The sequence below is a fragment of the Vibrio vulnificus NBRC 15645 = ATCC 27562 genome (assembly GCF_002224265.1).
In the GTDB taxonomy this organism is placed as follows: Bacteria; Pseudomonadota; Gammaproteobacteria; order Enterobacterales; family Vibrionaceae; genus Vibrio; species Vibrio vulnificus.
The window spans coordinates 2,153,313-2,167,020 of the sequence record NZ_CP012881.1 but is presented as its reverse complement, the minus strand read 5'-3'; the positions used below and the strand labels follow the sequence as shown (position 1 = coordinate 2,167,020).

11 protein-coding genes are annotated in these 13,708 nt (G+C 45.9%); 5 read left to right on the top strand and 6 right to left on the bottom strand.

All coding sequences use genetic code 11. The features are described 5' to 3' along the window. Positions 1-58: 58 nt before the first annotated feature. Positions 59-355 (top strand): ribosome assembly RNA-binding protein YhbY, encoded by a 297-nt coding sequence (yhbY, locus tag AOT11_RS10125; RefSeq protein WP_017419787.1) that lies wholly within the window; start codon positions 59-61, stop codon positions 353-355. Between the two features lie 72 nt (positions 356-427). Here yhbY and greA read toward each other — a convergent pair whose 3' ends face one another. After that, positions 428-901: a transcription elongation factor GreA gene (gene greA / locus AOT11_RS10120; protein WP_011079607.1), complete on the bottom strand. Its 474-nt coding sequence runs from the start codon at positions 899-901 to the stop codon at positions 428-430. Positions 902-1,429: 528 nt separating this feature from the next. On the opposite strand from greA, the gene AOT11_RS10115 reads away from it, so the two are divergent. The 3 genes from AOT11_RS10115 (at position 1,430) to AOT11_RS10105 (ending at position 4,453) form a co-directional block, all read left to right on the top strand. Next, a complete protein-coding gene (locus AOT11_RS10115) occupies positions 1,430-2,440 on the top strand; it encodes a porin (RefSeq protein ID WP_017419785.1) in 1,011 nt (336 codons plus the stop codon). A 94-nt stretch (positions 2,441-2,534) separates the two neighbouring features. Then, positions 2,535-3,962, top strand: a complete 1,428-nt coding sequence (gene dacB / locus AOT11_RS10110) for a serine-type D-Ala-D-Ala carboxypeptidase (protein WP_017419784.1) — start codon at positions 2,535-2,537, stop codon at positions 3,960-3,962. A gap of 74 nt (positions 3,963-4,036) precedes the next feature. Beyond that, positions 4,037-4,453 carry a YbaN family protein gene (locus AOT11_RS10105; RefSeq protein ID WP_017419783.1) on the top strand — a complete coding sequence of 139 codons (417 nt, stop codon included), beginning with the start codon at positions 4,037-4,039 and terminating at the stop codon, positions 4,451-4,453. 90 nt (positions 4,454-4,543) lie between these two features. Here AOT11_RS10105 and AOT11_RS10100 read toward each other — a convergent pair whose 3' ends face one another. Both AOT11_RS10100 and tyrS read right to left on the bottom strand, forming a co-directional pair. Then, positions 4,544-5,980 (bottom strand): IS1182 family transposase, encoded by a 1,437-nt coding sequence (locus tag AOT11_RS10100; protein WP_017428762.1) that lies wholly within the window; start codon positions 5,978-5,980, stop codon positions 4,544-4,546. A 131-nt stretch (positions 5,981-6,111) separates the two neighbouring features. Further along, on the bottom strand, positions 6,112-7,299 hold the full coding sequence (gene tyrS, locus AOT11_RS10095) for a tyrosine--tRNA ligase (RefSeq protein ID WP_017421238.1): 1,188 nt from the start codon (positions 7,297-7,299) through the stop codon (positions 6,112-6,114). Between the two features lie 127 nt (positions 7,300-7,426). On the opposite strand from tyrS, the gene AOT11_RS10090 reads away from it, so the two are divergent. Continuing rightward, positions 7,427-8,719: a peptidoglycan DD-metalloendopeptidase family protein gene (locus tag AOT11_RS10090; protein WP_017421237.1), complete on the top strand. Its 1,293-nt coding sequence runs from the start codon at positions 7,427-7,429 to the stop codon at positions 8,717-8,719. Positions 8,720-8,791: 72 nt separating this feature from the next. Here AOT11_RS10090 and AOT11_RS10085 read toward each other — a convergent pair whose 3' ends face one another. The 3 genes from AOT11_RS10085 to erpA all read right to left on the bottom strand — a co-directional run bounded on the left by AOT11_RS10085 (position 8,792) and on the right by erpA (position 13,545). Further along, positions 8,792-11,974 (bottom strand): efflux RND transporter permease subunit, encoded by a 3,183-nt coding sequence (locus AOT11_RS10085; RefSeq protein WP_017421236.1) that lies wholly within the window; start codon positions 11,972-11,974, stop codon positions 8,792-8,794. Positions 11,975-11,984: 10 nt separating this feature from the next. Next, on the bottom strand, positions 11,985-13,079 hold the full coding sequence (locus AOT11_RS10080; RefSeq protein WP_017421235.1) for an efflux RND transporter periplasmic adaptor subunit: 1,095 nt from the start codon (positions 13,077-13,079) through the stop codon (positions 11,985-11,987). A gap of 124 nt (positions 13,080-13,203) precedes the next feature. After that, on the bottom strand, positions 13,204-13,545 hold the full coding sequence (gene erpA / locus AOT11_RS10075) for an iron-sulfur cluster insertion protein ErpA (RefSeq protein WP_011079598.1): 342 nt from the start codon (positions 13,543-13,545) through the stop codon (positions 13,204-13,206). Between the last annotated feature and the right edge of the window lie 163 nt (positions 13,546-13,708).

The following is a 13,708-nucleotide window of genomic DNA, read 5'->3' as shown; positions in this document are numbered from 1 at the left end:
ATAGATGGCGTTAAAATAGGTTTTTTCAACCCTTAGTTTAAATAAAAATGGCGGCGTAATGAACCTAAGCACCAAACAAAAGCAGCACCTAAAAGGCCTGGCTCACAGTTTAAAACCTGTTGTGCTAACGGGCGCAAATGGACTTACTGAAGCCGTGCTAGCCGAAATCGAAATCGCATTGAACTTTCACGAGCTGATCAAAGTAAAGATCGCATCTGAAGATCGTGAAACAAAATTGCTGATTGTTGATGCCATTGTGCGTGAAACTGGCGCAGAGAAAGTGCAAGTAATTGGTAAGACACTTGTACTTTATCGCCAATCTGAAGAGCGCAAGATTGAACTTCCTCGTAAGTAAGTTAAGTGCTTCTTCTAGTCACAAAAGAAAGGTCGCCATTGGCGACCTTTTTGATGTGCGATAGATAGGAAATTATCGGTATTCCACGCTATCAATTTCAAAATCTTTCATACCACCTGGCGTTGAAATCGCTACTTCGTCGCCTTCCATCTTGCCAATGAGGCCACGAGCTATCGGTGAGTTGACAGAGATACGGCCAGATTTAATGTCCGCTTCATCATCACCCACGATTTGGTAGGTTTTTTCTTCTTCTGTATCGCAGTCAATCAAAGTAACCGTTGCACCGAAAATAACTTTGCCGTTATTTTCCATTTTGCTCACATCAATCACTTGAGCGACAGAAAGTTTATATTCGATATCACGAATTTGAGCTTCACAGATGCCCTGTTCTTCACGAGCGGCGTGATATTCTGCGTTTTCTTTCAAATCACCCAATTCACGAGCTTCAGCAATCGCTTCAGTGATCAGTGGACGTCTTTTTAAAAGTCTTTCTAATTCTTTACGCAGCAATTGCTCGCCGCGAGCCGTCATTGGAACTTTTTCCATTTTCAACCTCAATGCCAAAGTCATCTTTGGACAAAAAAAACCTACCTGACCGAATGATCAGGTAGTCACGGAACGGATTAATTTCGCCTAGTGTAAACAAACTTTGAGCCTAAATCACCTTAATTTCATTCTTGCTTGTACCCAAGCTCAAATGCCGAAACCACCTATCAATTTTGACAATTTTCACATCATCATCACCGTGAAAAATGCGAGCAAAATATCGACAAATAGATAAAAAACCATAAAAAATCATCAATGTCAGCGGCATGTAAATAAGTATAAATCCATTTAAAAACAACAAATTAACAAAACCCACCACACAATCGAACAGTGTTCATAGATTGAATTTATATAATTTTACTAACCCATCATGGAACTTTGGCTGTACAACATTGGACGTCAACCAATAACTCTGGCCAAGTATTTGAGATGCATCTCATTTATGAATCTAGAATCATAGTGATAATCTGTGAGATATTCGTCTCACAACAAAAAGATTATGGACAGCTAAACTAGGACAACAAAACAATGAAAAAGACATTAATCGCACTTTCTGTATCTGCTGCTGCAGTGGCAACTGGTGTTAACGCTGCTGAACTTTACAACCAAGATGGTACTTCTCTAGACATGGGCGGCCGTGCTGAAGCCCGCCTATCGATGAAAGATGGTAAAGTTGCAGACAACTCTCGTATCCGTCTTAACTTCCTAGGTAAAGTAGAAATCCAAGACGGCCTATACGGTGTGGGTTTCTACGAAGGTGAATTCACTACTGCTGATGAAGGCGAAAACAAAACAAACAACAACCTAGACAACCGTTACACTTACGCGGGTCTAGGCGGCCAGTTTGGTGAAGTGACTTACGGTAAAAACGATGGCGCTCTAGGTGTGATCACTGACTTCACCGATATCATGGCTTACCACGGTAACTCTGCGGCAGATAAAATCGCTGTTGCTGACCGCGTAGACAACATGATCGCTTACAAAGGTCAATTCGACGCACTAAGCGTGAAAGCAAGCTACCGTTTTGCTGACCGTTCAGAAGGCACTGGCGTAGACGCTGGTAAATATGTGGATAACGGTCAAGATGGTTACTCACTATCTGCTATCTACGCTATCGGCCAAACTGGCCTAACGCTTGGTGGCGGTTACGCTGATCAAGACGAGCAAAATGAATACATGCTAGCGGCGTCTTACACTATGGGCGACCTATACTTTGCAGGTATCTACACCGATGGCGAAAAAGCAAAAGAAAAAGGCGATTACACTGGTTACGAGCTAGCAGCTAAGTACACTATGGGTCAAACCGTGTTCACCACTACGTACAACAACGCAGAAACGAACAGCCAAACTTCTGCTGATAACTTTGCCGTTGACGCAACCTACTACTTCAAACCTAACTTCCGTGGTTACGTTTCTTACAACTTCAACCTAATCGACTCTGGCGATAAGATTGGTACAGTTGGCGGCGCTGGCTACGCTACAGCAACTAAGATCAATGCAGAAGACGAGCTAGCACTAGGTCTACGTTACGACTTCTAATTTCAGCCTTGACTGAATCGCAAACGCCCGCAACTAGCGGGCGTTTTTTATCCTCGCTATAATCAAGCCATTCTAGATAGATTGGGTTGTCACTATGCGTTTTCTCGCTTCACTTTTCGCATCGAGCTTTTGCTTCTTGCTTGCTGCTTCTCCCACCATTCAGGCAGAAGAATACTCACCACTAAGCAACCTCCCAGATGGCAGTAGAAGCAGTATTTGGGTTGAAGACTTACAAAGCCAAACCTCTTGGCAAACCTTAGCGCAAAATACCCGCTTTTTCCCGCCAGCAAGCACACTCAAACTGGCCACCGCCCTAGCGGCCAAACTGGAACTTGAAGACGACTTTGCCTTCACCACCGAACTGTTAAGCAATGGCCGTGACATCAGCATTCGGTTCTCTGGCGATCCCACGCTTAAAACCGCACATTTAAAACAGCTTTTAGAAGTCTACAAGCAGCAAAATGGCGCGAACATTCGTGGAGACCTTTGGCTCGACAACTCGGTGTTTACAGGCTATGAGCGCGCGGTGGGTTGGCCTTGGGATATTTTGGGTGTTTGCTACAGTGCCCCTTCAAGTGCCATTACATTAGATGAGAACTGCGCTCAGGCCTCTATTTACACATCGGCCGATGGCAATACACGAGTTTACGTGCCAGAGCAGTACCCGATTCACGTTACCACCAATGCGAAAACCGTCTCTAAAGCGATCCAACAGAGTAATCATTGCGACTTAGAGCTGTTGACGGGGGATAACAACCAATATCAGCTACAAGGCTGTCTGGTTGAGAGAGACAAGCCGTTGCCCCTTAAGTTCGCGATTCAAGACTCAACTCAATACACAAGCCGAACTTTATATACCTTGTTGAGAAAGCTCAAAATCGAACTTGGTGGAGAAATTAAAATTGGCGTCATGCCAAATAAAGCCAATGTCATTGCCAGCCACTCTTCAGCGACCTTGCCAGAGTTATTAGACACCATGCTAAAGGACTCTGATAATCTAATTGCCGACAACCTGACTAAAGCGATTGGGGCTCGCTTTTACTTGCAACCCGGTAGCTTTGCCAATGGCACTGAAGCGGTGAAACAGATTCTTTATTCCAAAGCAGGAATTGATCTTTCTCGCGCTCAACTCGCCGACGGTTCAGGCTTGTCACGTAATAATCGAATCAACCCTATGGATATGATGTCGATCTTAAAATACATCTGGCAACACGATAAAGAGCTCGGTTTAGTGGCATTGATGCCAAAGTCCGGAGAATCCGGTACCCTCAAGTACCGCCAAAGTATGCGCAGTGATCCAGTTAAAGGGCAGATCGTCGCTAAAAGTGGCTCACTTTATGGCAGCTATAATATGGCAGGATTTGTTTTAGACCAGAATGGACAGCCAAGCGCCGCCTTCATTCAATTTATTACCGATTACTACCCTGATAAAGAAGAGAGTGGCAATGTTGCGCCTATCACACGCTTTGAGCGTGAGTTTTATCGAGATTTAGTTGAGTTTACACAAGTAAAACACAACTAACGAAAAACAGCACAAGTTGCCATTTAAGCTAAACCCCAGCCATACTTGTTGATATTTGGCTGGGGAATATCATCATGAAACATCACCCAATAAAAGACAAAGAAGCTTTTCGCCGTAAAGGTTACAACTGCATTGGCTGGACGTGTGTCATTCTAGGCACGATTGGCATCACAGTACCACTGTTACCTACGGTGCCCTTTATCCTATTGGCACTTTACTGCTTCGGGAAATCTTCCCCTATTTTTCAACAGTGGCTACTCAACCATCCTAAGCTTGGCCCTTTAGCACAGCGCCTTAACAAGAAACAAGGTTTAACGAGGCGAGAAAAAATTCACTCTTTGCTGTTGATTTGGGTATCTATGCTCAGCGTATTATTTTTTGTGGCTTACGGTACACATTGGCAGTACGCTATTTTGTCGCTTCTCCTCTTTGAAACTTGGTTCATCTTACGTTTCAAAACCTATCAACAAGTAGAAAAAAAGCGCCTTTAAGAAGGCGCTTCAGATTGATGACGAACCCCGCTTTTTAAGTGGGGTTCTTTTTTGGAAGCGACCGTAGGTCGCGATCGTGATTTTTTTTTGTTATATCGTGCGCAGAAGTTCCCATTCATTACATGGGTATACAGAAGCAAGTATCTGCCTTATTTCTGCCATATTTAAGCCCATTTTTCGTAGATAGTTCACCACCAACGCTATCTTCTTGATGTTTTGGGCTGCCGCTGCCAACCAACATTGCATTTGCACGTTGGCTAGACCTCGGAAGCGAGCATAACGATGACCATGATGTTGCTTGGCATCTGCAAAGCTCCGTTCTACTGTTTCACTTCGACGTCGATAGGTCTTCTTACCATAGGAAGAAAGCCGCATTTGATTTGCTCTCTCTACGGCATCGCTATAGATATGCCGAGTAATCACTTTCTTCATGTTTTTGCTTTGAGTACAGTCATCCCTCATTGGACAGAACGCACACTCTTTCGGGTCTGAGTGGTATTCTCGGTAGGCATCGCGTGACGTGGTTTTATAAAGCAACGCCTGACCATTCGGACACTGGTAGCAGTCTCTTTGCGCATCGTAAGTAAAGTGTTTCTTTTTGAACGCATTTTTCGTTCTCGATGGACGTCGATAACCGAACACGCCAAGAATACCTCGACGTTCAAGTGACTCCGCCACTGGAGCGGTAAAGTAGCCCGCATCCAGTCCAACGGCTATCGGGTTCAATTGGAATGTAGCAAGCGTGTAATCTAAGCGTTGAACGTAAGGCTGTGAGTCATTGATGTTGCCCGCGGTGGTATAGGTATCGAGGATAATTCCATGTTGACCATCAACGGTTCGATGGTCGAGGTAGAAGAAGCCTTGTGGCTTATTATCACGAGTCATGAAGCCACTCTCTGGGTCAGTGGTGCTGGTTTTGGTATTCTTTGTTTTTGACTCTGATTCACGAGCCTTAAGAGGCTTCTTACCCGCTTTTTCTCGGTCTAACGCGACGTCGTCATCCAGCATATCAAGATAGGCACTCGCGCGAACCGCCGTGACTTTATTGGTGTGTTTATTCTTGTTGGCGTTCGCTTTGAGATGAGTACTGTCCGTAAAGAGCTCTTGACCCGCGACCAAGCCTTTCGTCATGGCTTGCTCTACGATATTGATAAAAATACGTTCGAATACATCCGTGCCATTAAAGCGACGAATGCGGTTTTGGCTTAGAGTCGAAGCGTGGATGACTTTCTCTGTTAATGACATCCGTAAGAACCAACGGTAAGCGACATTCACTTCAATTTCTTTAACGAGCTGACGCTCACTTTTTATACCAAAGATATAACCAAGCAAGATGATTTTGAAGAGACGAACAGGGTCAACAGGTGGACGCCCATTATCTTTACAATAAAGATGAGCGACTTCATCACGAATGAATTCAAAGTCGATAGCATTATCGATTTTGCGCACTAAATGGTTTTTAGGAACTAACTGTTCCATCGTCACCATTTCCAGTTCGTATTGTTGCGGAGTCGGTTCTTGAAGCATATCGGAGTATCCATATTTCGATACCCCTATTAGATCAAAGGTCTAGCTCGAAAGCTAGACCTTTGTCAGCAGTCTGAAGCGCCTTTAAGAAGGCGCTTTTCAATAGCAGTGAGATGCCCTAGGGGCGCATCTTACGCAATAGTGATTCGAGCAAACTTACGTTTACCAACTTGGAACACATACGTACCAACGCATGGTTCTGCTTTGGCATCTTCTACTTTTTCACCATCCATCTTAGCCGCGCCTTGTTTAACCATACGCATCGCTTCCGATGTTGATGAACATAGCTCTGCTTCTTTTAGCAAGTTCGCCATTGGCGTGCCTACAGCAAAAGTAAACTCTGGCATTTCATCAGGGATCTGATTTTTCGCAAAACGGTTAACGAACTCTTGTTCGGCCGCATCCGCATCGGCTTCACTATGGAAACGTGCAATGATCTCTTTTGCTAACAGTACTTTGATATCACGTGGGTTTTTACCTGCTGCAACATCCGCTTTGAACTGAGCTAGCTCTTCCAATGGACGGAAAGAAAGCAACTCGTAGTAGCTCCACATCAGATCATCTGAGATTGACATGATCTTACCAAACATCTCGCTTGGTGCTTCGCTAACACCAATGTAGTTGTTGGCTGATTTTGACATTTTCTTCTCGCCGTCTAGGCCAACAAGAAGAGGCATCATCAATACCACTTGCGGTTTTTGTCCGTTCGCTTTTTGCAGTTCACGGCCCATGAGCAAGTTAAACTTCTGGTCAGTACCACCGAGCTCTACGTCGGTTTCCATCGCCACTGAGTCGTAGCCTTGTAGAAGTGGGTACATAAACTCATGAATAGCGATTGGCTGACCACCTGCATAGCGTTTTTTGAAATCATCACGCTCTAGCATACGTGCAACGGTCTGGTTTGCCGCAAGACGAATCATGCCTTCAGCACCAAGCTCAGACAACCATTCAGAGTTAAACTGAATTTTTGTTTTCGCAGGATCGAGAATTTTGAACACTTGCTGCTTATAGGTTTCAGCATTGCGTAGCACATCTTCACGAGTCAACGGTGGGCGCGTCGAGTTTTTACCAGTAGGGTCACCGACCATACCAGTAAAGTCACCAATCAAAAATGTCACATCATGGCCAAGATCTTGAAACGCACGCAGCTTATTCAAAATGACGGTATGACCTAAGTGAATATCAGGCGCAGTTGGATCGGCACCCAATTTAATGCGAAGAGGACGACCTTCTTTTAGTTTTGCGATTAACTCTTCTTCTGGAATCAGCTCTTCAACACCGCGCTTAATCTCGGCTAAAGCGGCTTCAATGCTCGCCATGCTTGTTCACTCCCACAAATTTGGCAAAATATAATAGCTGGACATCTTACTTGAATAGCGATGATTTTTGAAACAAGTTAGACTATTCCGTTGTTAATTTTGTCTTCATAAACCGTATAAACCCGATATGCTTTCAATTTTTGCCCGTCTTCCCATATTGCACAAAGTGCTGATCGGCTTTTTTAGTGCGATAATTTTTATCGCTCTGTTTCTTTTGCCTGATGCTAATGAACTGCGCCCAAAAGAGAACCGTTTAGAAGTAGGACGCCACTACCCTATTGACATCGAGATGCAGCGATTGTCAATCAATCCCGTTTTGTCTACCGAATCCTCAGTGCATCGTTGGGAACGCTATCGCGTGAAGGATGGGGAAAGCGCCGCCATCTTATTCCAACGCATTGGCTTATCAGCTTCCTTATTACACCAATTGATCACCACCAACGATGAGATCAAAACTCAACTTTCTCGCCTTAAACCTGGTGATATGCTGCAATTTGGCTTTGATGCACAGGATCAATTAGTCAAACTCAAACGCCAGGTGAATGCCTTCGAAACCTTTGAAATCACTCGAAGCGATACTGGTTACCGCTCTCAGCTTAATAATAAGGAAGTGAACTACCAGTACGCGTATGCCGAAGCGTCCATTACTTCAAACTTTTGGAATGCCGCCATCAGCGCAGGATTGACGGCTAATCAAATAATGGAACTCGCCGGGATTTTTGGCTGGGACATCGACTTTGCGCAAGATATTCGTGAACGAGACAGCTTTCGCGTGCTTTATCAAGAACAGGTTGTAGAAGGAGAAGTTATCGGTCGTGGCCGTATTATTGCTGCTATTTTCCGTAACCAAGGCGACACCTTCACCGCCATCTATGATGACAAAACAGGCAACTATTACGACGAGAATGGGCGAGCAATGAAGAAAGCGTTCTTGCGGGCACCTATCGATTTCCGACGCGTAAGCTCTAACTTTAACCCTCGCCGACTGCATCCCGTTACCGGTCAAGTCAAAGCGCACCGAGGGACTGACTACGTTGCCCCCGTTGGCACACCCATTTGGGCCGCAGGCGATGGTGTCGTACAACAAGCGGGATACAACCAATTTAACGGCAACTATGTGTTTATCCGCCACAGCAATACTTATCTGACGAAGTATTTGCATCTACAAAAGAGATTGGTCAAGACCGGACAGCGAGTCAAACAAGGCCAAAGTATTGGTACTTTAGGCGGAACAGGCCGTGTGACAGGCCCTCACCTGCATTATGAATTTTTGGTCAACGGGGTTCACAAAAACCCCAGAACGGTCAGCTTACCTCAAGCTCAATCGTTGAGCGGACAAGCAAAAGAGACCTTCATCGCCAATTCTAAACTGCGTCTTGATAAATTGGAGCGCTACAGTAAGTTACTGGCAATGAACTAAGCAAGCGTCAGAACACGAAAAGCAAAAAGAGAGGCAAGGTTTGCCTCTCTTTTGCTTAATAGGGTTTGGAGATTACAAGCCGACGACTTTTCCGGATTCAGAGTTTGCTGCAGGTGGAATGTTGGTATGAACCTCGTCGATGAGATCTTCTTCGACGTCATCGTCTTCATTCACACTTCTATGTTCTCGCCCCAGCATCAATAAACATGGCGTCAATACTAAAGTTAATACCGTCGCAAACGCCAAACCACCCGCTACAGCGGTTGCCAACTGTGACCACCACTGGGTACTTGGTGCACCAAACTCAATTTTTTGGTTGATCAAGTCGATATTCATTTCCAATACCATCGGCAATAATCCAAGGATGGTCGTCACCGTGGTGAGCATCACCGGCCTTAAACGCTGAACCCCAGTGCGCAAGATCGCTTCTTCTTTGTCTAAACCACGTTGGCGTAACTGGTTATAAGTGTCGATCAATACAATATTGTTGTTCACCACAATACCTGCCAACGCAATAACACCGATGCCCGACATAATAACGCCAAACGGTTTTTGGAAAATCAACAGCCCAGCAAAAACCCCGACCGTGGAAAAGAGCACAGCACTGAGGATCAAAAACGCTTGATAGAAACTATTAAACTGAGTGATCAAGATAAGTGCCATCACCGCCAGTGCGATCATAAAGGCGTTTTGTAAAAACGCGGATGAATGCTCCTGCTCTTCATTTTGCCCTCGAATCCGAAACTCCACGCCCTCAGGCAAGCCAAGCTCACTGAGCGCTTGCTCAATCTTTGGCAGTTCAAGCGCTAAGTTGTAACCCTCAACCATATCGGCCATGACGTTGATCACTCGCTGCCCATCAATCCGTTTGATCGTATCTTGTTTAGGCTCAGGTTTGATCTGCGCAAAATTGGTAATCGGCACAAGCCCTGCGGGAGTCTTCACTCTTAACTGATCAAAGCGCCCAATGTCGCGTTTTTCTTCCGGATAGCGTACCAAAATGTCCACTTCTTCATTGGCGTCATCCGGTAAGTAATCACCAATTTTCAAACCATTAGTCACAAACTGGACCGTATTGCCAACCAAAGTCGCGTCAGCTGCAAAACGCGAGGCATCGTCACGGCGAATGTCGATTTGCCAATCGATCCCTTCCTTGCTGGAAGTATCACTCAAGTTAGTCAGCGCAGGATTATTGTCCGCCCAATGGCGCACCACTTTAGCCGCATCATCAAGGTGCTCAGGGATTCGAGATGACATCTCGATCACCAAATCATGCTCCACTGGCGGCCCTGCATCGGGAAATTTATATTCGATCTCAACCCCAGAGAATGTGGATGTGGTTTGTTTTAACTCATCAATAATCTCTTTGACTTTACGCCGATACTGCCAATCCACAGGCGTAATTTGGATCTGGCCAATTTCGTCATCACCACCAGTTCGGGTATAGACGCTTTCAAACTCATCATGCCCAAGCATCACTTGTTCGATATCTCGCATCACGACGTCTTTCTCAAAAATCGACAAGTCACCGTAAGAACGAACTTTCACCGTAAAGAAAGGAGGATCGACTTCAGGGAAAAACTCCGCTCCTAACCCAGCTTTGTTATAGGCAAAGCCAACACCACCCGCCATTAGGATCGCGCTCAACAAGATCTTCAATGGGTGTCGCACGGCAATCGCCAAAGTATGGTAGTAAAGCTTGGTGATACCCGTTGCTTTGTCGAATTCACCATTGTGCAAAGCCACCATACGACGCTGATTCTCACTTGAGACATTTTGCGGCTTGCCGATCAGCCCCCCTAATACTGGCACAAACAACAACGCCATAATGAGAGACGCCGCTAACGTCGCAATTAAGGTCAAAGGCAAATACTTCATGAATTCGCCCGTAATATCGGGCCAGAAAAGCAGTGGTGCAAATGCAGCTAACGTCGTCGCTGTTGATGCGGTAATCGGCCACGCCATGCGTTTGGCTGCGTCACGATACGCCTGTTTGCGTTCGACCCCTTCCTGCATACGGCGATCGGCAAACTCGGTGACCACAATAGCCCCGTCCACCAGCATGCCTACAGCCATGATCAGAGAAAAGAGCACCACGATATTGACGGTGAGACCGAACACGGCCAAAACCAATAAGCCAGTGAGGAAGGAGCCTGGGATCGAGATCCCCACAAGCAACGCAGTTCGAACACCCAAAATGGCAATAATGACGATGACCACCAAAATGATCGCGGACAATATGTTGTTTTGCAGATCATTGAGCATCAACTCAACATCTTCCGACTGATCCCAGGTGTATTTCACCAGCAAGTTATCTGGCCAATCTGCCCGCTTTTGACCTTCTTCAATCACTCGTTTAACCAACTCAACGGTTTCGATGATATTTTCACCGGCGCGTTTTTTTACATCGAGTACCACGGCCGGCTTACCATCTAGACGAGCAAAAGACTCCGGATCGCGAAAAGCTCTCCGTACTGTCGCCACATCGGCAAACGTAATGACCTGCTTACCATCCACTTTGATTGGTAGTTCTAACACATCCTTTAATGAATCAAACACGGAAGGTACTTTGACCGAGAAACGGCCATAACCCGTGTCAACAAAACCGGCCGCCACCACTCGGTTGTTCAACGCGATCAGGTTGTAAATGTCACCTTGATCGAGGCCATAACTTTCCATCAACAAGGGATCGACGATGATTTCAACAATGTCTTCGCGATCACCGGCAATATCGACCTCAAGGACTTGGCGATAACTCTCTAACTTATCGCGTAGCTGGCGAGCAATTTGAACAATGGTACGCTCTGGTAGCGTGCCATAAAGCACCACTGACAGTACCGGCTCTTCCGACGCCAAAGTAACTTCATTAACGGTAGGCTCGTCGCTATCGGCAGGTAATTTGGGCTTAGCGAGATCCACGGCATCACGAACATCCGCCATCGCCTTTGCTAGGTCTACCCCCACAGTAAACTCCAACATAACCGAAGCATGCCCTTCCGATGCCGTCGAAGTCATCTCTTTGACCCCTTCGATAGAACGCAGCTCTTGCTCTATCGGACGCACAAGCAAACGCTCCGCATCCGTAGGAGAGATGCCTTGGTGGCCGACGGAAACGTAAATAATCGGAATAGTGATGTCTGGACTCGATTCTTTAGGAATCGTCATGTAAGTACCAATGCCTGCCAGCAAAATCATCACCAGCAGCGTCATCATGGTACGAGAGCGGGAAAGAACCGCATCTATCACAGATAACATGGTGCTCTCCTCAATTGGTTACGAGTTCTGTTTGCGGTGTCGCATCAACCAAATCGCCATCTCGAACAAAACCTTGCCCCAGTACGATAATGTCAACCTCTTCTCCCAAGCCAGACAGCCACACGCCATCTTGCTCGGCTTTTACCAATTGAATAGGAACAAAGCGTACATGCTGATTCTGCACTGTTTTGACGCCTAAATTACCACGCTCATCAAGAGCCAACATCGCTGGCGTCACTTTAATCGCGGATGTCTGATCTAGGGTTAACTGCACTTCTGCGCTAACACCTGCAGGAATGCGATGCTGGCTGTTGTCGACTTCAATTTCAATGGGAAAGGTATTGGTTGAAGGGGAAGAGACTTGCCCAACATAACGAATTGCGCCTTGCAATAGCTGCCCACCAATCAAACGCACTTGCGCCATCTGTTTCGCCGCCAGATGCTGAACATGTCTTTCGCTGACGTCGGCTTCAATCACCAATTTTTGTAGATCGATCACGGTCGCCACTGGATCGCCAATACCAACGAAATCCCCCACTTCGACAAAACGGCTATCAAGGATGCCATCAAAAGGAGCCCGAACTTCTGTATTGCTCAGCTCGGTTTCCACATTGTTGAGATTGGCTTTTGCGTCAACCAAAGCAGCTTCTGCTGTTGCAAACGCGACTTCGCCTTGTAAACCGCGACTTTTCAAGGATTGCGCTGCCTTAAACTCTTTCAGCTTCACTTCAAGCATGGCTTTCGCGCGCTGCAAGCGATAATCCAAATCACGCTTATCGATTATCGCAATCACCTGACCTTTACGTACCGCTTGGCCTTTCTCGACTTCTAAACGCACGATTTTTCCCGCAATCTCTGCGCCTAAACGAGCTTGGCGGTTGGGCGCGGTTCGACCATACAGATCAATACTGCGTGCCGTTGGCTGAGCCAGGAACGTTTGATACACGACTTTCGCTAATGGAATTTCTTGCGCGGCTTTGGTGGACGATGTTTCATCGGCTTTGCTACTGCCAAAACCAAGCCATGCACCTAAGATGAGAATGATAAGAAGAGATACTAGCCACGGACGCTGAATAAACTGGCGGCCTTGTTGTTTGATAGACATAGAAAGTCCTTTTTATTTTTTGCTCAGCAAGACGGAATCTGGAGCAAGTTTTACGTGACATCCTAATACGTAAAACTGAGGTGGCTGGTTGTGCCAACCACCTGATAATCAGCTGTTGATGACATTACACGCTGAATGATGCACCACAACCACACGTGGTTGTTGCATTTGGGTTGTTGACGAAAAAGCGTGAGCCTTCCAACCCTTCTGTGTAATCGACAACGCCGCCAATTAAATACTGCAGACTCATTGGGTCAACAACTAACGTAACACCACTGTTTTCGATAGTGGTATCGCCTTCATTGACGCTTTCATCAAAAGTAAAACCGTACTGGAAGCCGCTACAACCACCGCCAGTAATGTAAACACGCAATTTAAGCGCTGGGTTTTCTTCTTCAGCAATCAACATCTTAACTCGTGCTGCTGCTGCATCAGAAAATGATAATGGTAGATTAATATCGCTCACGACGACCTCTCTCACTCGTGTATTCCCGCCAGACAATCTCGATATTAGAGGCCGCTGACGATGGTATTGTTTTAGCTATCGCGAGATTATCCAATACCTGACCAATACGTTCAAGTATTCACCACTGTATTGTCTACAATGTTTCGCCAAATACTCATTATCT

Coding starts and splice junctions, on each gene's coding strand:
- tyrS (WP_017421238.1), bottom strand. CDS start 7,299: ATGGCGAGCATTGAAGCCGCTTTAGCCGAGATTAAGCGCGGTGTTGAA.
- yhbY (WP_017419787.1), top strand. CDS start 59: ATGAACCTAAGCACCAAACAAAAGCAGCACCTAAAAGGCCTGGCTCAC.
- greA (WP_011079607.1), bottom strand. CDS start 901: ATGGAAAAAGTTCCAATGACGGCTCGCGGCGAGCAATTGCTGCGTAAA.
- AOT11_RS10085 (WP_017421236.1), bottom strand. CDS start 11,974: ATGTTATCTGTGATAGATGCGGTTCTTTCCCGCTCTCGTACCATGATG.
- AOT11_RS10115 (WP_017419785.1), top strand. CDS start 1,430: ATGAAAAAGACATTAATCGCACTTTCTGTATCTGCTGCTGCAGTGGCA.
- dacB (WP_017419784.1), top strand. CDS start 2,535: ATGCGTTTTCTCGCTTCACTTTTCGCATCGAGCTTTTGCTTCTTGCTT.
- AOT11_RS10080 (WP_017421235.1), bottom strand. CDS start 13,079: ATGTCTATCAAACAACAAGGCCGCCAGTTTATTCAGCGTCCGTGGCTA.
- AOT11_RS10090 (WP_017421237.1), top strand. CDS start 7,427: ATGCTTTCAATTTTTGCCCGTCTTCCCATATTGCACAAAGTGCTGATC.
- AOT11_RS10100 (WP_017428762.1), bottom strand. CDS start 5,980: ATGCTTCAAGAACCGACTCCGCAACAATACGAACTGGAAATGGTGACG.
- AOT11_RS10105 (WP_017419783.1), top strand. CDS start 4,037: ATGAAACATCACCCAATAAAAGACAAAGAAGCTTTTCGCCGTAAAGGT.